Here is a 21,985-nt window from a genome sequence, read left to right as displayed (position 1 = left end):
TACTAATAGTGAGCTTTGATTAATCCAAAATTATGCCCAAATTGCGATCGATTGCTTCATCACGATCGTTAAAACCATTTTCTGTTTCTTGCTCTTGAGATGCTAAGATTGCGTTCCAGCCGGCAAAGCCTGGATTGATTCGCTTTGATTGAGGGAATGTTTCAATAATTTCTTTTGATAGTCGATCGCCATCTCGATCTCCTTTGAAGCCGACTACTATAGTTTCTACTTCCTTAAGAAAGTCGGTTGGCAGCGAAGAAACCGCATCAATGCTTAAGTATAAAGTCGGCCTATTATTGAAATCTGGATCTAAGGCAATTACAGACAGGAGTTCTACCGGGTTGCTGGCAATAATGGCTCTTTCAATATTGTTTTGAACCGCTATCCAGAAAACTCCCTTTTTACTGTTGTCGCCTCCTTGATATGAGCCTTCCCCATGACTGTCAATGGAAAATTTTCCATTGGCGTCTAAGGTGCAGGTTCCTCTGTACTCTCCTGCAAGAGTGCGGAGTTGGAATACAGGGCGGTTCAGGCTGTCTGCGTCTATCCATCCCCTGTCGTGTAGGAGGTCGATTAATTCGACTGGCAGACAAGCATTTTCTATTAAATTGCTTCGTACAGACTCCCAGTTAAGTGAGTCGAACCCCGATGTTTCGCGATCGTTGGGCGAGTCGGGTTTGCCTACATCTTCTGACTCAGCGATTAGAGAATCTTTGTCGGTTTCTGAGGAAGTCCCTGTGCTGCTTCCTTCTCGCTCTGGCCTGTCAATGTTAGAGTAGCTTTGCCAGTATATTGGTGAAGAATTGCTCTCGATGCTGCTGTTCCTCATTTCGCCACAGTCATCAGCATCACTATCATTGTTCGCGTCGCTATTTGGTTTAGAGTTTTCTGTTTCCAAAATTTCGTTCAATTCTCGCTCTTGCAATGGGGGAATGGCTTCCTCATTTATGTCAGTATTAGCAGAGTAAGTGACTCCTCTGTATTTTTGCAGCCCCTTGAAGGTGTAAGCTTTGCCTAAATGAGTGCCGCTAAAAGCAATATTGCCTAATTTGTAGCTAATGCCTAATTCGCCTGCAGGGGTAGGTTCTATTTTTACACTAATGCCTTGTTCAACGAGTCGGTCAATCAAAAGAGCGAGCGCGGGACTGTCAGTGGTTGCTCTATCTAGTGCTGTTTGCAGTTGTTCCCGCGTGCTGATTTCCCCCGTTCTTGCTAACCGTCGGTGTTCGCCAGTCGTGGGAGAACGGCGTTCTTTATCAAAACTGCGGGAAGCTGGTGTCAAGTCATACTTTTCTTCCAATTCTTGAATCAATTTTTCGCTGCGTAGATAGTTCCAGCTATCTGATACGCAAGTTCCTTGCTCATCCAATTTGATACGGCTGGCTGCAATGTGAATGTGGTCGTGGTCGCGGTCGGTATGGCGGATGATAGCAAACAGGTTTTTATCCAGTCCCATTCCTTCTAGGTAATCTAGAGCGATCGCCCGCCATTTGGCATCAGGGATATACTCGCCATCCGGCACGCTTAAGGTCGCATGGTAAACTGGTTTTTCAACTCTAGGGTTGAGTTGTTTGGAGAATAGAAACTCAGCAGCTAATTCCTGGACATTTTCTCCTACCATATTTCCTCCAATCAGTGAAGCTCCTTCTTTGGAGAAGAGGTAATTGAGCAATGGGGTAAAACTTTTACCGATTTTCTGCTTGCCAATCATTATTTACTAAACTTAAAATTTGTGTAGTAAAAAAGTGATGATTTGTGGATGTTTTTATTAAAAGTTTTCGCTAGGAGCTTCTAAATTTTCCTCAATATCGCTTAAATTTATTAGAAGTGGTACGTTCATTTGCTGTTGCTGTACTTGCTTGAGCAGTGCCAAAGTTTGCTCAATCAGATCCTCAAAGTTGGCTGGCTGTGTAATTTTTTCCCCCATCCATAATGCTTGTTCTGTAGCAAGGGCAATCGGTTTGAGGCGGAGGTTAAGTTCGGCTAATTTTTGGCACAAAGCTGGTTGATGTTGTTGTTTAAAAGTGTGGTATCGGAACAGACTGCTGATGCTCACCTGGAGATTTTTAGCCATTGTCTCAGCAAGTTGAAGTTCTTCTGGCGTTAGGTATACGGCTATTCTTTTGATTCGTTTGGATCTCGACATGGCTAGTTTGCTCGCTATTTGGTGTTGGGTAACGAACTTTATCCTTCGGCTGCGATCGGGTAGCGTGCGCGGAGGGCAATCGCGCCTCAGCCACTTGCCACTCGCTTGTTGCCTGGAGGGGCTTTAAGGCATGGCAACTCGATGTCAGTCTTTCCAATGGAAAATTTTCCCTTGCCACTAGGGCTTAGACTCAGGTTTGGCTGAATTCAACAGGCGTGGGAATTTCCAATGGAAAATTTTCCATTGTCACTGTGGCCCAGAGCCAGATTTGGCTGAACTTAACAGGCGTGGGAATTTCCAATAGGCATCTGGGAAAATCAATGATGCGTGCTCTTCCACTTTTGCTTGCATACGCGATCGCCCTTGTCTCTACATCTTTTTTCGAGATGTCTGTGTGAAGTACCCGATGCTGATTGCAAGCAATACAGCGCGGGGCTTCCCGTCTAATAGCTAATGGAAAATTTTCCATTGAACAGCGACAGGCTGGCAGCAGCGCTCTCCTCATAGGGGTGCTATCCCGTTAGAGAAAGCAGTTTGCACGCACCTCTGACACAGCTTGCTACCAAAAGCTCTGTCCCAGCCTAAGCCGTGAGTCCGATTTTTGTAGATGCTGGGATTCAGACAACTGGCTGAGGGAGGGAAGGTTTTAGGAGGGGTTAATAAGTAGTAAGTGCGTTTTAATCCTTGAATAGCTGTTGTTTTACAGCCTTCTTTTGAGGTGGCACGCTTGGCTTAGCGTAAGGGTTATTTCTGCACGTCCTTTCCGTACAGGGCTGTTTGTTTACCACTCTTGAAACTTCAATTAGGAAGACCTGCGATATGAGCGAAACTACTATCGAAACCATCTGGCCTCAAGCGATCGCGGCCTGCGATTACGGGGGGTCAGCTACCAAAATTCTTTACGCAGGGCCAAAGAATCAAATTCGACTGCTGTGCATGGAACCGGAGGTCGTATCTGTACCGCACGAATCAATTTTGGCTTATGGCAGAGACCAATTGGGGTCAGCCGAGCCTGAGAATACGGCTTGGGTTGCCTTTAGGAACGATTACAGGGCAGTAGGGTATTTGGCGAAAGAGAGGTTTCACGCCAATGCTGGCCTTTCGGAGCTTAAGTACGAGAGGGCGCTGCACAAAACTCTGGCTGGGATGTGGGCCATTAAGGAAAAGCTGAATTTGCCTGCGAAATTTACGGCGGCGATCGCCGTGTTGTTGCCACCGGGGGAATATGAAGACCGGGGGAGGTTCGAGCGGGTGCTGCGGGAAGCTTTAGCAGATTACCAAACTCCTACAGGTCAGATGAGCGTGGAATTGTTGGCGTTTAACTGCAAGCCAGAGGGGGGTGGCATTTACCTGATGCACAACAAGAAAGTTGGTTCTGTTTTGAAAGAGCGGGTGTGCGCGATCGCCATGATTGGCTACCGCAATGCTAGCCTGCTGGTGGCTCAGCGGGGAGATGTTAGGCCGGGAAAAACAAGCGATTTGGGCTTCATCCGCATGGTGGAGAGGGTGGTAGCTAGGACTTCAGGGCAGACTGCGGAGCGATTGACTCCGGCGATCGCAGCAGCGGGAGCTGAGTTCAAGGCAGCTCCTTTAATGCGGTTGGCTCGCAGCACGACTAAGCAAGGGCGGGCTGAAGAAGTGCAGCAGATGATAGCAGCCATCAAAGAGGCGCGGCCTGAATATGCGCGGAGTCTCACTAGTTGGTTGGATGAGAATTTGCCACCGGATTGCGATGAGTTGGTATTCTGCGGTGGGACGGCTGATTATCTCCGCAAGGAGTTAAACGAACATTACGATCGCTTTCCGATTATTTGGAATGCCGAAATTGCTATGCCACCTATTTTGTCAAAGAAAGGGTTTGAAAATCGGCTCAATGATGTCTATGGGATGTTTTCGTATTTCAAGGCAAATTTGAAAAAGCAGTTCAATTCTCAGGTCACAGAATCCGCTGTTTGTGGGTCAAAAGGTTCCGTTTTACAGGAGATAGTTGGTCGTGGCTAAGGAAAAAGAAAGGGTTGATTTTTTGTGGCGCTATCAGCCTTTAAAATCTACTGATGATGGAGTTTTGATGTCCTATATTAAAGGCAATTTATTGCTGCCTTCGAGAGAAATGATTCTCCAATCTCTGCGACCTTACTGGTTGCCGCTAGCATATCTGGAAAAAGAGAATACCGATCCAGTTATTTTAGGGCGGTTATTTAGAAATGCCGTCTATGCTCTGGAAAAGCACGCTCTCTATTTGCGCGAGCGAGGCGGGATTGAATATCCTCCTACTAATATAGGGGGAATGCCTATTTCCCAAATACCATCTTCGCGAGAAGTACCTGCTGGCATTGAGGAGGCAGACCGTTCTCTGGTTTACGGTGTGGAAAGCTTGACGCCTCCTAACCATTCCACTCGTAGCGGATTGACTGCGGATGACTTCTTTGAATTAGAGGGTGGCGAGGATTTCGATGATTCAGGATTCGCATGAATGAGTTTCAATTATTGAGCGGAATTTGACCCTAACTACCTCTGCAAATACAGGTAGGCTAGTCATTGTATTGGATTTGCGAATTTAGATATTAGGCACATTTTCTTGCTGGTTGGGCAGTTATTAGCTATCCCTAAAAAGCAGAAATAACTGTATTTGTGTTAGGAAATCAACCTGAAATAGGACAGTTCGACATGGCAAGTAGAAGTAGAAACTCGAAATATCAAGTGCAACTAACAGATTCTGTGGTTAAACAGGTAAATGAAGGAGGAGATTCAGGTATGGATACAGCGATAGAAAACTCGAATAGTTTCAAAGAGTGCGGGTTAGAAAAGGTTGAAAAACAGGCTACTAAAATTCATCTGATTGATGGAGAGAAAGGCGGGGTTGGCAAGAGCTTATTTGCTAGGGTTTTGATTCAGTATTTCTTGGACAAGAATTTCCCATTTTTTGCCGTAGATACCGATCGCTCTAATCCTGATGTATCTCGAATCTATGAGAGCGTATGCCGTGAAGCTCTGTTTAGCGAGGACGAGAAGAAGTTTTACGAAGCGGATCGGATTTTTGAATTGGCGTTTGAGAAGAGCGTAATTGTCAATTTACCGGCTCAAGTTTATCCTTTGGTAACTAAGTGGATGGGAAGAAACAATTTAATTGAGTTGGGGAAGCAGTCTCGCATTAGTTTTTGCAAGTGGTTTATTTGCACGGGGGGCTACGATAGCGTGCAGCTCTTTTTGAAGTCAGTTAAGCATTTTGACAATAAGATTGCTCACGTGCTCGTCCGCAATTTGGGATTGGAGGATGATTGGAGTTCTGTGGAAGAGATGGAGGAGGTGCAGAATGCGATTAAAAAGTATGAGGTCAAGGTGATTGATTTTCCTAAGTTTTATTCGCGGGAAAGGAATGCGATCGATGCTCGGGGGATAACTTTTGATTTGGCAAGGAATAGTCAGGAACTCGGTGTGTTGGGCCGGCAGCGGATTAAGTCGTTTATGTTGTCAGCTTATGAGGCGTTTGAAACTACGGGGATATTGCCGTGAGTTATGGTGTTGTTGATACTAAATCTTTGCTGGATATTGCTTTAGAGGGGCAATCTGAGGAGTATCGGCGAAAGGTTTTGGAGTTGGCTTTTAAGGGGAAAATTGAGCCAACTGACCCGATTTTTCTGATTTTGTTGGCTGCTGGCCGATTGGAAGTGCTGATTCAAGAGAGTCCAAAACCAGAGGATTTTGAGTTAGCGTTCGATCGGTGGGTGGGGCGGATTAACAAGACTTTGGCGAGTTACGAACGGGTGGCGGTTGAGAAGCAAGAGGGGAAAATTGCTGAAGCAGTCAATTCTCTGGTGCGTCAGACGGAGTTGACTCGGTGGAGGACATCGGCTCTTGCTTTGATACCGGCTGCGGGTATCCTGTTGGTAGCGTTGGGTGTCGGTGCTTTGATAGGGTGGATGGGTTTACTTTGGTCGCAGAGGGGATTTGCACCGGGGGAAGCAGTTTCTTTAACTCAGGAGCAGGCGGAGGCTTTGCGGTGGGCGACTAGCGGTGAGGGGAAGTTTGCTCGTAATTTGATGAAGTGGAATTCGGATAGTCTGACTAATTTAGAATGTAAAAAAGATGTCAAGCGTTTGGGGGTGACTCTGGAAGTTGCGGGTAGGCCAGCTACAGAAGGATTTTGTACGATTTGGGTGGAGCCTGTGGAGAAGCGTAGGTTTAGGGATAGACGCTAAAAGAGCAAGAAAATACGCACTAAACGATTTTAAAAATTATAATTTTGCGTTAATCCTCCAAAAAGGAGACAATTTAATTCAGTAGATTTTACACCCGGAGCACAGGAAGTCTCGAAAGCATTTGAACTTGAAATTAATTTGTCAGTCATTCAAGCGGCTCGTGCTGCGTGTAACGTAACTATGCCTGATTTTTTTGCGCGATACGATCCAAGCTCAAGGGTAAGGGGAAGAGTTGAAACTGCTCGAGGAATTCATAAGGATGTCAATCAACGCGCTCGGCGCTATCCGCAAGTAGTAAGGCATCGTTTTCTTCCCTTGGGATATGCCTTGTATGTTATCAGAGCAATGCCAAATCATTCTCCAAATTTTTTTGACACAGTTGTATCATGCTGTTTACAGCAACCTCTACCTTCTCATATCTTCGATGCCTGGGAACGTATTTATCAAATTCGCAATCAGGCTTCGCATACTGAACCATTAAGCCATGAAGATTATAAAAGGGTTTTAAAAGATGCTCTTTCACCAGATGTTTGGCGTACTTTAATGCGAATAAAACAGTTTCTATCCAGTTAAATTACCCTTGAATAATTCAGGGTAAAGGCAAAAGGTTTACCTCTACCAGTATTTTGATGACCCATATAGGTACAGAGGAAAGGGGAAAGGGGACGCTTTTCCTGAGCCTATCAGACAGGGTAAGAGCATCTCAATCAGCCTTGACAAAAGGATTTGAGAAGAAGCATCATGTATTCATCATTCATTGCAGCCCGTTTTCTTTTCTGTCGCAAGCTACGCTTGAGAGTAGTTTCTTGATTTACAGCATTCAGGGACATCCGTCTGATAACAGCCAAGTTTCGAGGGCTATTCAAGGACCGAATGCGAGATCGATCTTCATTGAAAGTGACATCTAAAACCCAATGTTCTTGATTTTCAATACTCCAATGTTGACGAATAACGCGACCATTAAGCTGGGCATCTACGGGTAAGGAACTTAAGTAAAATTGTACTTCATGAGTGGTTTTGTTCCACAGATAACGGAAACGTTCTACTATAACAATAGTCTGAATATCTGTCCAGTCTTCTTGTTTGTAAAGCCCCCCTAAAACCCCCACTGGAACCGCCCCAACTTTTCGAGTTTCGATTCGATGATGTGCTTTTTCCGTTCGGGAATCTTCACTCACTTCAATTCCCCAAAATTGCTTGGCTCTGGCTGTTTCAAACCAGGTTTTGACTTGTTTGTAAAGGGTGGGATGATTCTTTTTCAGAGTAACTACGTAATCAGCTTTTTTTTGACGAATCAGCCGTACAATCTCGGTTTGAGTACCCATCGCATCCATCGTAATAATCGCTCCGGTGACATCGATTAATTCCAATAGGGCTGGGATAGCTGTGATTTCATTGGAATGGTTTTCAACTTTAACTTGTCCAAGTACCAACCGATTTTCACTCGCCCACGCCGTCACTAAATGTAAATTATTTTCCCCGGTTTTTCGGTCATAAGAACCTCGGATACTTTTTCCATCAATCGGGATAACTTGTTGGACAACTGGCCCAATTAATTGTTTAACCCATTCAGTCAACTTCTGTTCTAAAACTTTCGGGTCTACCTTTTCAAAAACTCGTCGGAAGGTATCATCGCTCGGGATACCATTTGGTAAGTCTAAAAATTTTTGCAACCATTGCTGCTTACTGATTCCATAATTTTCCATGTCTTCCCACCCATCACCTCCAGCTATTGTAGATAATATAGCAATGACGAGAATATCTTTCAGTAAGTGACGTTTGGTTCGGTTCACTCTCGGGTCGGGTACGTCATCAAAATAACTTGATAAGCTTCCTTGTAACTCTTGCATAGAGATAGGTGAGGGCTTCTTCAGTAGTTTAGACCTTGACCGGGCGGGCAGGAATCCTTTATCCATTGAGTTTTACCGCTTGATGGCTTAGTTTTTAAGGCATTATAAAATTGCTAATACGTAAATACCACATTTTTTATATTTGTCTTTTTGTCAAGTACAATTTATACTAAATTAGATGAGCTTACCCTGGCCTATCAGAGAAAGCGATGCTTGTACAGGTAGCGATCGCCCTCCTTTCTTCATCCTAACCCTAACTTCTTTCGCACATCTTCACTACTCACAACTTTACCTGCTTTTTGCTGTTGTTTGGAGCGATCGATAATCTCCAAAAACCGAGGATTGCTACTTAAAGAAACCCTTTCAATATCAGCTATAGCTACTAAAACAGCTACAGGTTTACTTTCAAATGCTGCGATCATCGGTTCTCTTCCCAAACTACGGACATAATCGGCTAATGATGCTGCACAATCAGACGGTTGTTGCTGCAAAGATTTTTTGATTAATATTAGCGAATCTGGATTTGTTGCTAAGGGTAAATTTTCTAAGTCGGCAATTGGCGTTAGTACAGCTACAGAAGTTCCCTTGATGGTAACAAGCAACGGTTCTTTCCCTAAAACTTGAATGTATTTACCTAACGATTCAGTTGCTTGTGCGAGTTCTACTGATTTCATAGTTCAATTTCCTCCTGACCGATCCGAACTCGATTGCGGTTCTTGACTCCAACTGCTTGAATGTAGACTACAGAAACTGTGTTTTCTTCTACATCGTAGTACACCCGTAAATTTCCAATCCGCAATTCCCAGGTCGCTAAACTGTTAGGTTCCATCGGTTTGCGATTTCTTGTCTCAACTAGGGGTTCATATTTTAGTTGTTCGTCTACAGTATCTAATACAGTTCGCTGCTGCCGAGTTGTTAAAAATTTTAGATGCTCAATAGCAGCGTCAGCGTATTCAATTTGATAACTCAATTATCCTCATCTCAATGTTAATAACATATCCAAACATTCGTCTTTCTCCATGCCACCCGACATGAAACATCAGATAGCGATCGCGAGCCACATGAAAGATATCTTTTGCGGACCTAGCTTTACGTCACGATTTCTCTCAGTTCTTACTTATAACTCAGGTACGCTTCTAATCGGATTTCCCAAGCGATCACGCGCAATTGGCGGCGCTGCCGCCATGCGTAAAATGGGCAAAACCTCTGTATGCTGTCGCAGTAATACGGACGTGATGTTGGTCAGATTGGCTGTCTCAGAAGAGGCAGATTCAACTTGTTGAGTTGTAGCAATGCGAGTGTCGCGGTAGGCGAGGGGAGCGAACTGCATGAACCAATTGTTATAGAAGTCTACCGACAGGGCAATATCGGGTTTCCACAAGTGTGGTTTGTCGGCATTAACTGGCACTGCACCTCCTCTAATCGCGACCCTCGCCTAAATAGCTTAGATTGCTGGAACGTCTCTGTTGTATTATCCACCAAGCGGTTGCTCTTGAAACGGATTTAGTCAACTAAACCCGCGCGAAGGGCTCTGACAGCAGCTTGAGTGCGATCGTCGCAAGACAGCTTATTAAGGATATTACGCACATGAGTTTTCACAGTACCGAGGGAAATGTATAGCTGCTTGCAAATTTCCTCATTACTGCACCCTTCGACAATCAACTCTATAACCTCTTTTTCTCGTTCTGTTAAAGGGTTTGCCATTAACAACTGACTGTACTCTGGCTCAACTCCATTGATTGACACAGTGGAGATGGCGGCTGAGTTAACAGCTTCCTTGAAAGGGTTATTCATACGAGCCAAAACGATTCTAGCAATTGAAGAATCGATCCAGTTTTCGCCAGCATTTGTCTCAACAACAGCTTCCACTAACTTTTCAAAACTGACATCTTTCATGCAGTAAGAATCGGCTCCCGCTGCAAAAGCTGCCAGTACGGATTCTTCGTTATCCTGCATCGTCAAAATCAACACTTTCGGTTGGTTATCTACGCTTGGGGCTTTGGAAGTTTGTACGTATTCTTTGAATCTTTTTGTCAATTCAATCCCATCTACCAACCCCGGTAGTCCGATATCAACTATTGCTACATCAGGTCGGGTTTTCTCCAGCAAAGTTATCCCTTGTAGACCGTTAGCTGCTTCTCCGATAAATTCGAGTTCTTCGCAGTCTTCTAAAGCTGCTTTGATTCCAGCCCTTGTCAGGTGGTGGTCTTCAATTAAGGCAACGCTAATTTTATTCATGGTTGGTTTATTCAAAAAAAGGACAATTGTAATTTAGCGGCACGAGTGTGCCCAAAATAGAACGTATGCGCTCTTTTGTATCCAAACAAGATTTTTAGAGCGAGATAGGGAGACGTACAGTAAATGTGCTGCCTTGACCCACCGTTGATGCCACGTCAATACTGCCAGAGTGGGCTTCTACAATCCGGTGAGACAAGTGCAGCCCCAGGCCGCAACCTGCTCTAGCATGGTTTCCGGGGCGGAATCGTTCAAATAGCGAAGCTTGTTCTGAGGCTCTGATACCGGGACCGGTGTCTTCTACGGTAATATTTACCCACAAGGCATCTGGACGAACAACGATTTTCACACAACCAAAATCGGTGAATTTAATCGCATTTCCCACTAAGTTGGTGATGACTCGGCGGAGTTCGAGGCGATCGCCTTCAATCCGTAGTGGTTGCGGGTCAGAGTCGTCGAAAGTTAGGACAAGTCCTTTATCAATAGCCACAGCCTCCTGTTCCTTAACGACTTCTTTGACCAGTTTTTTTAGGTCAAAGGGGGCGCGCGCCAGAGTTTTGCAACCAGATTCAAATCGATGAACTTCCAGTAAAGTATTGACTAACGAAAGCAAATTTTGGTTACTGCTGCCGATGGTTGCGATCGCCTCTACCGCTTGAACGGGCAGTTCACCAAATTTCCCTCGTTGGAGTAGGGTCAGCATTTTATGAGCGCCGACTAGGGGAATCCGCAAGTCGTGGGTAAGACGAGCCACAAAATCCTCTCGCGCCTTTGTCACTTCCTGCATCGCATCTATACTATGTTTGAGCCGGAGGAGGCTGCGGACGCGAGCCAGCAACTCATTTACCTGGATGGGCTTGCAAACGAAATCATCAGCCCCCAAGTCGAGTCCATCTGCTATGGTTGTTGAGTTGTCAGCCGCAATTAACAGGATGGGGATAAAGGGAAGTTGAGGATTTGAGCGAATTCTGTAAGTCACTTCGTAACCGTCTACTTCTGGCATCATTAGATCCAAGAGGAGTAAATCTGGGGGCGACTCCTCAACTAAAGCTAAAGCATCAAGTCCGCTAGAACTTGTACTGACGCAGTAGCCTTCTTCGGAGAGGATAGCCTGCATAATAAATAAGTTGTCAGTCGTATCATCAACCGCCAAGATTTTACTGCGTTTATCTCTCATTGCCCTGAATTTCTCTCCCGCCTCCATCCAAAGCTTACGAACGAGTCCATATCTTCTGAGTCAGCCTTTTGGCGGATAAAACTTAAAAACTGTTGATAATCTTGAAGCTGCTTGGATTCTTCCAACTTTCGCTGCTTTCTGATTCGCAACAAGTAGTCTTTGAGGCGAGCGTACCGCCATCCAACATGGAACCCCAGATCGTAGATTTGAGGGATTTTCGGATTCGCGGTCGCGTTGAGTAAGGTTTGTGCGACGTTTGGCGAGCCTTTGTCAGAAATTGTTCTCCTGCTTTTTTTTCCATCCCTACAACCTTTCCAAAACTCTTGGCTGCTAGTTGAAGTGTGGATGGAAATCTTGTACTCTTGCAGCGTCGTTTCAAGCCAATCTAAGTCTTGTTTTCTGTCGTTTGAGAGCGAATCGTTGGGCTGATACTTGTTCCAAGCGCGGGCTAAAGCATTTAGCGACTTTTGAAAATCTGCCAAAAAACAGTCTAACAGGGTTTGATACTTTGCCGGCAGTGAAAGTCGGCTGTGGTTTGAAAGAGTGTGACTTTGTGGCATAACTGTCAACATAAGCCAAACAGGGTTTGAGTTTGCTTTTTTCGGTTTCATCTCTATGTCTCTAACCTATCAACTGCCAAGCTCGATCGCATTCTACCTAAAAGCTGATTTCTCATTCACTGTCGCAAAGCTAATAATTTCTCCTTCACTGCCACTCTTGGTTAGAATTATTAGCGTGCGCGACTTTTCTTTTTACAGAAATAGTTGTGCCGTCCCGTGTGCGATCGCCTGTATCACACCGATCGCCAAAAAAGAATGCTCTCTCGATTAACACAGCATCCTTGACAAAAACTTAAACTTTGCCTCCCAACAGCCAGCGCAGAAGTAATATCAAGCCCTCTACTCCGCGCGATCGCGCCGCTCGCCCGAAGTATAGCCAGGGATTAGGGATCTCTTACTAGGGACTAGGGAAAAAACCAACTAGAATCAATGGTTTCAGGAACTTGGAGTATCCTAACCGCGTTGTCGTTTGCTGTATGAAACCGTCCGCTAGAAGTCGCATATTTAATTCCTCAGAAGTCTCTGATCGCTTCTGTCTTTTAATGGGTACAACCATCCCTCAATGCCGGAACTTCTTCTCTAGAATCCGGTTGCACGGATTAGGCAGAATGCGGCATTGCCCTTGTTTTTTCTAATCTACTAAGAGGGATTCTAGCTCTATTAGAATTTTTTGGAGGCGCTTCTGCTTCTTGGGATCGCTCCAAGCTTTGGACTTGTTCGCTCTTGTTAAAGCTCCCTTTATTTTGGTTTTCAGATTTTCTTCCGGTTCTTCTTCCGAAGTACCTGCCTTTAAATCCGCGATGCGTTCTTTAATCTGAGTTAAAGATAGACATTCAGTAATCGCCGCGAATAGAAGCGACTTTCTAGCCTGCTCGTCTTTAACTTTGGCGATCGTTCGCGCCTTGGTATACTCGATCTGACCTCGGCGGAGGGCTTCTTGGATGTCTGACGGCAGCTTCAGCAGTCCCAGTCTATTGCTGACGAAAGACTCCCATGACATCCGCCCCAATTCGCTAAAAACCTTGACGACTATTTGCGTTTCATGATGAATGATAACGTTATCATTCATCCTCTGTACGTCATTTTGCATCCGGTAGAGCAGCCGCACCACCTCTTCTAGATCGTATTCAAGGTGATGGGAGAGCAGTTGCAATATCCCCTCGGTTTCTTCGACTGGGTTGAGGTCTTCGCGCTGGAGGTTCTCAACTAATGCAACGCGCAGAGCTTGCTGTTGTGTCAAGTCCCGAATGATAACAGGGACTTCTGTCAATCCCACTTCCTTTGCAGCTCTATACCGCCTTTCGCCTGCTACTAGCTCGTATTTTTCCTCTCCCAAAGGACGGACTAACAGAGGTTGGAGAATTCCATCAGTTTTTACTGACTGAACCAAAGCCTGCATAGCTTGGGAGTCGAAGTATCGGCGAGGTTGAGAAGATGGAAGCTCGATCGACTCAATCGAGAGCAGTTTTTCTGCCGTTGGTTCTGCCACTTCATCATCTCCAAACAAAACGCTCAAAGAGGCCTTACCTTTATAGGGCTGGTCATTCTTACTTGACATTGAGTTTCTCCATCTTGGCGGATAGCTGGTCTAATATTTTGACGACGGGATTTTTAGGTTCGTAAACAGCAAGCGGGACTTGTTTCTCCGAAGCATCCGCGAAAGCAGTTATTCGCGGGATGGGAGCGTAAACAGGACCAAAGGTCGTAAACTGCTCGTTTATGGCTTTGAGAGTTCGCTTGTCCTGAGAGTTGGTGGCAGCATAGCGGGAGGGAACAAAACCAGCTATCTGCAAAGAGCGGTTTCCCTTCTTCCTGATTCTCGCTACTGTTTGCAACAGGAGGTTGGTGCCCTCAAAGGCCTTGTAGTGAGTCTCAACGGGGACTAAGACGTGAGTTGCGGCTACCAGGCTGATGTAGCTGAGCAACCCTAAACTGGGAGGGCAATCTATGAGGATGAAATCGTAGTTGGCTTGAATTGGGGCGATCGCATCTTTAAGGCGAACTTCCCGAAAATCCATGTTAACCAGTTGAATTTCCGCCGCGCTGAGGTTGATGTTGGTAGGAGCCAAATCCATACCGTGAATGCCCGTGTGGATGGAAAGAGGTTCCTCATTGACAATGGCATCAAACACAGTTTTATCCAAATTCTGAGAGTCAACCCCCATGAAGAGCGTTAGAGAACCTTGAGGATCGATATCGATGAGAAGAACCTTGTGGCCTCGTAAGGAGAGGTGGTAGCCGAGATTGAGCGCGATCGTGGTTTTCCCCACACCGCCGGCTTGGTTGAACAGCGAGATTATCTTTGTCATGAATTGCCCTCCGGTAGCGTGCCACTATAGTTCCAATACGGAGTGCAAAAGGAGGTGGCGGTTAAAACTGTAAGCATATTTGCACTTTTGTTGAAGTTTGGGAATGTCTGCACTTTAGGCATGAACCCTCACTATCCCCAGACCGTTTTGTAGAAAAACTATAGTTATACTCTCATATCAAGGTGATGTCTCTGAAGGCGCATTAGGAATTTTTTGATTTTTTCCCACTCCCAAAGGCAATTGGCAACAGTGACCATGCCGTTGCTGTGAAAGACAACGGCAATGCCGTTGGGTGCATGAATGCTGGCAGGTGACGCTAAATACTTCTAAGCTCGCTCTTTCATAGACTTGTAGGTATAAGAATAGTTGATTCTTAGTTTGAGTGAGCCAGGAAGTACCTCTGGTTGATTAATAATGCAGTAAATGAGATATCCAGCCCGTTCCACTTCGGTCGTTGCCAGAGGCGAGAATTGGGCTGACTCACAAATGGCGCGTTTAACGAGTCGCGATCTGCTGCGGTTCTCAAACAGAGCTTGCACAAACTGGGTGGGATTGGCTATGGCAGGAGACAGAAGCTTGCAAAATTTTTTAGGATGAACTGTCCGAAGGTAATGGATAGCAGCTTGTCCATTAAATGCTTCAACTAGAGATGGGGAAATTTGCAAGTGCTGAAGTAGCAACTCAATATCTTCATCAGTATTGGTTACTGCCCATAAATTATTCTCGATCCACCCCCAAACTATCTGCTCAGCCTCTTTGTCAGTTGTTACCAAAAAGCGATTTCCTTTGTAGGTAAACCCTGATACGTGAGGTAGTTGGGGGAGAGACCAGTCGGCAAGAGCGCGATCGCTGTCCAGTAGCAATAGGACGGATGCTAGTATGTGCCTCCTGCTGTGCCGCAGCGGATCGGCGACGGGTGCAGGCTGTCGAGAGCTGTATTGATAGTCAAAATGCATGGGAACGCCGTTCTCCTATTAACAGTAAAGTTATTGCTTAAAGCTAAAAGCTAAAGGCTGTAAACTCAATCCGCCTTCCCTCCTAATTTCCCACCTCAAAAGTCATCGGCAAAATTAATCTTGCGGACTATTAAAACGCGATCCCGAGGCAAAAGCTATCGTCCGAGTGGCTGTTGTTTCTTGTAATTCCAGCTAGTTATAGCAATAGGGAAAAGGCATTTGTTCAATGGCTTATTTCCGGACAATACTTTTTGATAAAACAATTACTGATTCAATGTTCTCTGCCTTGAGAACTAAAGTTAGTTACAACTGAAGGCGTACCGAGAGCGACAAGAGCGCATGATAGGTTGGTTGCTAAAAGATCGACGCGCTTTTAGATGGCGGAACACTTATGTTTTTAGACACCATACAAAGATTTCCCCCTGACTATATCTTGAGGCTAAAACAAATAGGGCTGGCTTTTTTTGAGAAGATAGCAACTGACCGAGCAATAGCTGGAGAAACTCAAGATTTTTACCAGGGATTGCTGGCGGGATTGGATCGGGCAGTTAAATTAATAGACGAAGAAAGCGGAGTACAAACGCTTAGCCTTTTAGAAGCTAAAATAGCAACTTTTATCAATGATGAAGAAGATAACTCACCCCAACAAAGTTTAAGTTCAAGTTCAGTAGAAGGTGACTGTAAGCTATCCATTTCTAGGTTGCCTGTTAGATCTATTTCTCAACTTAGACAAATTGGAAGAGAAACCGATTGCGGACCAGATATAGAAGATTGTGTCTGCATCGGCGAGACTCAAGATTTCTATCACGGCTGCCTCGCTGCGATTGATTTTGCTCTGTCCTTGGCAGGTGAGAAATATGCCTATGCTCAAATCAGTCTGGTAAAAACTAATGCCGCCAATTTCATCGAATTAAACAAAGATTGGGAACGCCGAGTTCTTGAGCTTAAAGGCTTATCCTCCTCTTTGAGGCAAGATAGGCAACCAAAACAAAATTTGCTGGTTTGGTTTTCGCAAGCGGATGGCGACAATCAAGTTGGGACGTTGGTTGGTGAAGGAGAGAAGGATGAAGCTGATTTGCGATCGACAGAAGCGGGGGCTTTAGATACTGAAATACAGGAGCAAGATTTGAAGAGCGATCGCTCTAATTCTAGCGAACTAATCGTACCTCTTACTTTAAGCAATCCGGTTCTTTTGAAATACCAGACTGAAAGTGAAGAGGAAGTACAAGAACAGTTTAAAGAAGAGATAGTAAAGCTGCCAGAAGAGGAGCGCTTAGAGCTAGAGAATTTGCTAGTCAGCACTTTATTAGATGGTTGTCAACTATTAAAGCTAGGAAAACGTAAAGTTATAGAAGATTGGACAGCATTTTTAGAGGAGGATGAAGCAATCAGGGTGATTTCCGATCGAGACAGCCACATCGTTCTGCGGATCACTTTAGAGGGTGAAGTGCAAAGCGCTCTATCTTATGGCGATGCAGAGGTATTGAATGCAACTGTTAAAGAAAACTCAGAGGATTTGGTTATATTCTCTAACTGGTTAGAGCCGATAATTGAAAACGTGTCAGCAGATAATTTGAATGCTGATTCAGTACCGCCAGCAGCCACAATGGATATTCAGCAGGTAAAATTGGCTGAGTCTATCCTGCCAACAGCTCAAAGAGCTTTTGAGTATTTACTCAATCATGCTCCCGATCGCGTAGAAGAGACTGATGAGTACACCCGCATTCGGGTAGGAGATTTGTACGATCTGATCGTGGGAGAGTCGGAGGGGGTTTCGGTATCTTCTCTGACTGTTTCTGTCCGAGGGGAGTTAATCAAGGTTCGCGGAGAAAATTTGGTTTTAGCTCAGGGTATTTCCCCTGAAGATATTGACTTTTGGAGAGTTGTGGCAGATGAGCTAGATCGGATAGAGGCGAGGAGTAGGGATTGTGAGCGATCGGAAGAAGACAGTGTAAGTGGTTTTCAGCGCTGAAACGTTAGAAATATAATTTTTCCGTAACAGAAATCATAGTAGCTTTGGCGCAGTCGGGTCTTTTCTTTGATGGTCGCACGGCTGAAGGTGACATCTTAGTCGATGCTGATAGTCTTTACTCCAAGGTACGGGCTAGTATGTCTAACAAGAGTTATTTGAAAAACTTTATGAACGTGGCTACAAGTAAGTAGGCGGTCAAAATTAAAGTAACACTACTCGATGCTGGAAGTCTTTTGGTATGAGGCTCTTGGCTTTTGGGTTTTTGACTTGATTTATAACCACCTACTTGCTTGATTTATAACCACCTACTTACTTGTAACGTTTTACAAGGCTGTACACCGCATGAGCTGGGTCTGGGTGATTGGGTCTATGAAATAATCTATTGAGTTGATTCGATGAATATTGACGTTCGCCCCAAATAGCCCAAATAAGGGCGAGATCGTTTTCCTTAAGAAAGTCTCTCAATAATTCTTCTTGCATATAAAACAGTGACTGACTGTTGTTGAAATCATCGCTACAATCAGAAACGTTATATGTTGCTTTAACTCCCTTCCTTGTAAGCAGATCGAATGTCTGTGGTTGACCAATTAACTCCAAATCAGAGGCAATCTCTTTTGCTAACGTAGTGGCATGACTAGCATGATTGGCAGGGCTACGACTACTTTCCCAATGAAAGTCACAGACCGGAATGAGTGCATGATATGTGATTATATCTTGCTGTACTTCCTCAACTTCCACTGGAATTTCACGAATTTCAATACGCCCAAGTTCTTCTTCGCTAAGTTTTTCAGCACCCTCATTGTATGCATTAACACCTAATAAGCGAAGTTTAACTATATCGACATGACTCAAATCTAGCTGCTTGCCATCTAAAAAGAATCTTGGTTCTATCCGCTCAACTTGAACAGTCTCCTCTTTCACAACGAACGAGAATTCACAAGTGCTATTTTCAGGAAACGTTCCACACCACGGAATCTCGCCTGCAAACGTATAGCCAACTGATGGCTTTTCAGGCAACCATCTTCCACCTAAGTTTTGATTGGATAGATGCTCGAAAAAAGAATCAGCCTCACTGGACAAGACGAGAAAACTTCGGATGAAGCAAAAAATGTTTCGACCAAGAGTTTCGTTTTCCTGGACTATATAGCCATCTAACATAACCCAGGGGCCAACTTCGTTTTGAATCTCCGCTATTTGAAGATAGGGTTCTACATCAGGTAGTGCTCCATTGACGATCCATTCCTTCATCTCCATGTCGGGATCGCCAAGGAAGTCTGCCTGTATAAGGCAAGCCTCTGGTGATTGCTCTGGAAAACTTGGGTCAATATCAAGATCCCAGTTCCAATCACGCTCATTGCGTCTCTCAATTTTTCCTAAATCATGTAATAGACCAGTCATCTCATAGAAGGCAATCCATGAATATTTCTTACCATAACGCTCTATTTTCTGAGTATCACTTCCTGTCCTATTCCAGTCATTTCCGTTCTCTATTGAGCTTTCGATATCCTTGAATTTTTCACTTGACCATCCAAGTTGCTCAATCCGCCAAAGAATTTGCGCTCTGACCTTTTGATACTCTTCATTGTTGAAATCATAGTTGCTGCGTCTTGGCACCAAACGTCCGAGAGTGTAGTTTTCAAAATCCATCCGGAATGGTGAATCTGCACCATAACGCCTTTCTTTAGATGCTTCACTTTCGCCCCAATCCCGTAGTCCCCCTTCTTTAAATGGAGGTTTACTTCTTTGAATTTCTTCAGAGGTGAAAAGCTCAGAATGATGTAGAGAAGCCATTTCTATAATCCGACTTCCGTACTCTCTCATAAGGGAATGTGTAGTGCTAAATGATGCGCTTTCTGCAAACATTGAGTCATAGATACTCCGCGCATAGGTCGGTAACGTTTCGGTCACAAAGGTTTGGTCGCCTAAATCCGCATGCTGCGCCATTGCAACTCCATAGCTTGCAGCAAGCATTCGCTCCGGGACATAAAGATCGTTGATCGCAAGTGCTATTAAGCTCTCCTCAAAAAGTGCTGCGGGGTTTCCTCGTCCAAACCAGTACAACGCACGGGTTGCCACATCACGAAGTTCTCGATCTGTAGAGGTTAAAAGCCACATAACCCATTTCGCGCGCAGTCGTTCAGAAGTAGTCCAAAAGTCCAGTTGTTGTTTCCACCTGCCCTCTATTGCCAGTAGATCGTTAAATCTCTCGGAGCGTGTTTCTCGAATCCACTCAGTCCAAACAATATCTCGTTCAGAAACTGACATTGCTCGAAGTGTCTCATCAAGAAAAGCAGCATTAAGTGGGTGAAGTGCCACTGCACGGGCTACTTGAAATCGAAAGAACAAGCGGCTTCTAAATCTTGAGGATTCATGTGAAAGGCTCAATAAGGCGCTTACTGTCTCTTGGTCTAAATACTCTGCATCTATTTCAGCCGCCAACGCAATAGCGTTTTTCTTTAACGGCTCCGAGATATGCTGCCAAATTTGCCTCCCTTGCATTCGGCGCGGAGCCAGTGTAACTAGAGATCGAAGTATATCGAGCGCCAATTCGTGGCTAGTATCACCAGTGAATAGTGCGATAGTCTCAGGGGTATTCAGCCAAGCAAAGGATACATCCTGCGCGTACTTAATGAGAAGAGCATTAGCGACAATATACCCTCCGAGCGCGTCATAAGTTGGCGTGACTACAAATTCAAACCCTGGTCCTGGGTTCTTGAAGAGAATCCCTTCCTGTGCCAGAAGATTAACGATACTGCTATCCCACGCACGAGAAGCATCAGACACTGCATCACGAAAGCCTGACTCGCTAATTTCCCGCTTTCCGCACTTCCATAATTCGATTCCAAGTGTGTAAATCGCCTTCTTCACTTCATTTGCAGTATAACTATGGTTGAGGTTAATCATCTGTGAAATTCGTTCAGCAGCATTAGCAACATATTTGTCAAATAGTGGTGCAAGCGAGGTAGGAAAATAATCAATCTTGACTTCAGATTCTTTTTTCGGGTTGGTGACCTCGCAGAATATTCTCAGCGTTAGTGGGTGCTGTAAAAACTCCGTAGGAATCTCTGAATCGCCAGGGTCTATTTTGAAGTGGCTAAAATACTTTTCGATTGCCTCATCAACATCACCTCCAAACCCCTCACTTTCTATTGCCTTTATGCCATCAGGAAGAGCCATAACTGCGAATGATTCTCTAGTCTCAGTTTGTGACTCTCGATACGGATGCCAATCTTCCTTTTTCCGTTCTCCAGTTCTCAATGTGCAAACTACTAGAACGTTAGGGTATTTCTTTACAATCTCGCTGAGCGAAGCTAATTCAGGCTTCCAATCTTTTGGATTCTCAGCTTCGTTAAGTCCATCAATTAGGATTGGTAATCGACAGCAGGCGCGTTTACCAGCCGCATCCACTGCTGCCAGTAACATCTCTATACTCGGCATAGGAATGCCATTGATTGAGAGGGTTTTTGCAAGATCATCGAGAGACTGCCCCCTGTGAAGATTACGACCCTGGAGAAAAATGCCAGCAGGTCTCTTCTCCTGGGGAGCAGTTAGTTGGGCAGCCATCTGCGTCTTACCACCACCTGCATCGGCTAAAACTCCAACCAGACCAACTCCGAGAAATTCTTCAGCTTCGTCGAGAAGTTCTTGCGCTATGTACATATCGTCTAGCGCATTAGTAGCATACAGTGCAGCAGGATGATTTGCAGACCGTAAGTGTCTAGGGGTCGCGCGAACGTCTATATTGATTAATGTTTTTCGTTCCTTTAGTTTTTGTTGGATAACATCAAGGTCTCCATCTGCAAGGATTTGATGAAAATTGATAAGAGTATCAGCAAACGCTGAGCAAGCATCAATAAAAGAGGTTATGTAGGGTTTTAATCTGGGCACAGCGCCGTCTGACTCACACGATAGTAAATCAGATATATTCTTCAAACGCTCCCCGACTTCAATCAATTGTCCCCATGAGTCAACCTCTCCCAGCATTCGCCGAATTATCCGCTCGGCATCAACGTCTTGGTGGACTGGTTCTAGCCAGCGCTCTCGAATTGGCTGAACTGCTATCCTGTGTCGTTCTGCTAGAGTATTCGGAGTTAAAATCTGTTCGCCAAAGTAGGTACTTCTGAGTATTAAGCCATCACTACTTAGATAAGTATCAGCTTCTTCCTCAGCCCATAAGTGCAACTTGTATTGTGTCGGAAGACTGTAATACCATTCCTGATCTTCCTTACTGAGTGTATAGGGAGTCCAAAGAACCCAATCTGTGAGGTTTGCTAATACCTTTTCAGTAGTTTCCAATGAGTGTTCAATATTCTTACGGCTTGCTGCATTTAATGTTCCATTTTGATTACGCTGAAAAAGCTTACATTGCCATCCGAACCAACGGGATGAATCACCAAGCTGACATTGTTCAGTCAGCTTTATATGAAATTCAACACCAGGCTGATTTGCTAGTGCTTTGAATTCGCCAAACCGTCCATATTGCAGCCTCATAAGACCGCGACATAGATTTTCAAAGTTGCGGGTATTCTCACCTGAAAGTGAATCAAATTTTGTCCAGTCTAGAGAAGGCATTGCAGTATC

General features: G+C 44.8%; 21 protein-coding genes. 7 read left to right on the top strand and 14 right to left on the bottom strand.

Annotation, left to right across the window (positions count from 1 at the left end):
• Window positions 1-19 precede the first annotated feature (19 nt).
• The 3 genes from QUB06_RS04110 to QUB06_RS04100 form a co-directional block, all read right to left on the bottom strand.
• Window positions 20-1,711, bottom strand: coding sequence for a relaxase/mobilization nuclease domain-containing protein (locus tag QUB06_RS04110; protein WP_333434225.1), 1,692 nt, complete (start codon window positions 1,709-1,711; stop codon window positions 20-22).
• A 57-nt stretch (window positions 1,712-1,768) separates the two neighbouring features.
• Window positions 1,769-2,146: a hypothetical protein gene (locus QUB06_RS04105; RefSeq protein WP_333434224.1), complete on the bottom strand. Its 378-nt coding sequence runs from the start codon at window positions 2,144-2,146 to the stop codon at window positions 1,769-1,771.
• A gap of 190 nt (window positions 2,147-2,336) precedes the next feature.
• On the bottom strand, window positions 2,337-2,615 hold the full coding sequence (locus QUB06_RS04100) for a hypothetical protein (protein WP_150111731.1): 279 nt from the start codon (window positions 2,613-2,615) through the stop codon (window positions 2,337-2,339).
• Window positions 2,616-2,965: 350 nt separating this feature from the next.
• Between QUB06_RS04100 and QUB06_RS04095 the strand changes: the two genes are divergently transcribed.
• From QUB06_RS04095 to QUB06_RS04075, 5 genes are all read left to right on the top strand, one after another.
• Window positions 2,966-4,147, top strand: a complete 1,182-nt coding sequence (locus QUB06_RS04095; protein ID WP_333434223.1) for a ParM/StbA family protein — start codon at window positions 2,966-2,968, stop codon at window positions 4,145-4,147.
• Window positions 4,140-4,619 carry a hypothetical protein gene (locus tag QUB06_RS04090; protein WP_333434222.1) on the top strand — a complete coding sequence of 160 codons (480 nt, stop codon included), beginning with the start codon at window positions 4,140-4,142 and terminating at the stop codon, window positions 4,617-4,619. Before QUB06_RS04095 ends, QUB06_RS04090 begins: the two co-directional genes overlap by 8 nt.
• A gap of 194 nt (window positions 4,620-4,813) precedes the next feature.
• On the top strand, window positions 4,814-5,659 hold the full coding sequence (locus QUB06_RS04085) for a mobilization protein (RefSeq protein WP_333434221.1): 846 nt from the start codon (window positions 4,814-4,816) through the stop codon (window positions 5,657-5,659).
• Entirely contained in the window at window positions 5,656-6,345 is a 690-nt protein-coding gene (locus tag QUB06_RS04080; protein WP_333434220.1) for a DUF6753 family protein, read from the top strand. The genes QUB06_RS04085 and QUB06_RS04080 overlap by 4 nt, the downstream gene beginning before the upstream one ends.
• A 138-nt stretch (window positions 6,346-6,483) precedes the next feature.
• Window positions 6,484-6,918 carry a hypothetical protein gene (locus QUB06_RS04075; protein ID WP_333434219.1) on the top strand — a complete coding sequence of 145 codons (435 nt, stop codon included), beginning with the start codon at window positions 6,484-6,486 and terminating at the stop codon, window positions 6,916-6,918.
• Between the two features lie 134 nt (window positions 6,919-7,052).
• Here the strand turns inward: QUB06_RS04075 and QUB06_RS04070 are convergent, their stop codons facing one another.
• The 7 genes from QUB06_RS04070 to QUB06_RS04040 all read right to left on the bottom strand — a co-directional run bounded on the left by QUB06_RS04070 (window position 7,053) and on the right by QUB06_RS04040 (window position 12,167).
• Window positions 7,053-8,261, bottom strand: coding sequence for an ISAs1 family transposase (locus tag QUB06_RS04070; protein WP_333434218.1), 1,209 nt, complete (start codon window positions 8,259-8,261; stop codon window positions 7,053-7,055).
• 176 nt (window positions 8,262-8,437) lie between these two features.
• Entirely contained in the window at window positions 8,438-8,869 is a 432-nt protein-coding gene (locus QUB06_RS04065; RefSeq protein ID WP_333200674.1) for a hypothetical protein, read from the bottom strand.
• Entirely contained in the window at window positions 8,866-9,165 is a 300-nt protein-coding gene (locus QUB06_RS04060) for a type II toxin-antitoxin system RelE/ParE family toxin (protein WP_333075393.1), read from the bottom strand. Before QUB06_RS04060 ends, QUB06_RS04065 begins: the two co-directional genes overlap by 4 nt.
• 147 nt (window positions 9,166-9,312) lie before the next feature.
• A complete protein-coding gene (locus QUB06_RS04055; RefSeq protein WP_333434217.1) occupies window positions 9,313-9,603 on the bottom strand; it encodes a XamI family restriction endonuclease in 291 nt (96 codons plus the stop codon).
• Window positions 9,604-9,698: 95 nt separating this feature from the next.
• The gene (locus tag QUB06_RS04050; RefSeq protein ID WP_333434216.1) at window positions 9,699-10,433 is read right to left on the bottom strand and encodes a response regulator transcription factor; all 735 of its coding nucleotides are present in this window, start codon (window positions 10,431-10,433) and stop codon (window positions 9,699-9,701) included.
• Window positions 10,434-10,527: 94 nt separating this feature from the next.
• On the bottom strand, window positions 10,528-11,607 hold the full coding sequence (locus QUB06_RS04045) for a hybrid sensor histidine kinase/response regulator (RefSeq protein ID WP_333434215.1): 1,080 nt from the start codon (window positions 11,605-11,607) through the stop codon (window positions 10,528-10,530).
• Window positions 11,604-12,167: a hypothetical protein gene (locus QUB06_RS04040; RefSeq protein WP_333434214.1), complete on the bottom strand. Its 564-nt coding sequence runs from the start codon at window positions 12,165-12,167 to the stop codon at window positions 11,604-11,606. The genes QUB06_RS04045 and QUB06_RS04040 overlap by 4 nt, the downstream gene beginning before the upstream one ends.
• Window positions 12,168-12,222: 55 nt before the next feature.
• Between QUB06_RS04040 and QUB06_RS04035 the strand changes: the two genes are divergently transcribed.
• On the top strand, window positions 12,223-12,438 hold the full coding sequence (locus QUB06_RS04035; protein WP_333434213.1) for a hypothetical protein: 216 nt from the start codon (window positions 12,223-12,225) through the stop codon (window positions 12,436-12,438).
• A 360-nt stretch (window positions 12,439-12,798) separates the two neighbouring features.
• Here the strand turns inward: QUB06_RS04035 and QUB06_RS04030 are convergent, their stop codons facing one another.
• The 3 genes from QUB06_RS04030 to QUB06_RS04020 all read right to left on the bottom strand — a co-directional run bounded on the left by QUB06_RS04030 (window position 12,799) and on the right by QUB06_RS04020 (window position 15,432).
• Complete coding sequence (locus QUB06_RS04030; RefSeq protein WP_333434212.1) at window positions 12,799-13,725, bottom strand: ParB/RepB/Spo0J family partition protein; 927 nt, start codon at window positions 13,723-13,725, stop codon at window positions 12,799-12,801.
• On the bottom strand, window positions 13,715-14,476 hold the full coding sequence (locus QUB06_RS04025) for a ParA family protein (protein WP_333224277.1): 762 nt from the start codon (window positions 14,474-14,476) through the stop codon (window positions 13,715-13,717). Before QUB06_RS04025 ends, QUB06_RS04030 begins: the two co-directional genes overlap by 11 nt.
• A 326-nt stretch (window positions 14,477-14,802) precedes the next feature.
• Window positions 14,803-15,432: a hypothetical protein gene (locus tag QUB06_RS04020; RefSeq protein ID WP_333176395.1), complete on the bottom strand. Its 630-nt coding sequence runs from the start codon at window positions 15,430-15,432 to the stop codon at window positions 14,803-14,805.
• Window positions 15,433-15,823: 391 nt separating this feature from the next.
• On the opposite strand from QUB06_RS04020, the gene QUB06_RS04015 reads away from it, so the two are divergent.
• A complete protein-coding gene (locus tag QUB06_RS04015; RefSeq protein WP_333434211.1) occupies window positions 15,824-17,404 on the top strand; it encodes a hypothetical protein in 1,581 nt (526 codons plus the stop codon).
• Window positions 17,405-17,713: 309 nt separating this feature from the next.
• On the opposite strand, the gene QUB06_RS04010 is transcribed toward QUB06_RS04015, so the two are convergent.
• The gene (locus QUB06_RS04010; protein WP_333434210.1) at window positions 17,714-21,976 is read right to left on the bottom strand and encodes a hypothetical protein; all 4,263 of its coding nucleotides are present in this window, start codon (window positions 21,974-21,976) and stop codon (window positions 17,714-17,716) included.
• Window positions 21,977-21,985: the final 9 nt, after the last annotated feature.

This window comes from Microcoleus sp. D2_18a_D3 (genome assembly GCF_036702455.1).
Classification (GTDB): domain Bacteria; phylum Cyanobacteriota; class Cyanobacteriia; order Cyanobacteriales; family Microcoleaceae; genus Microcoleus.
Note: the sequence above shows the minus strand (reverse complement) of the source record. Positions and strands in the feature narration are given on the sequence as shown.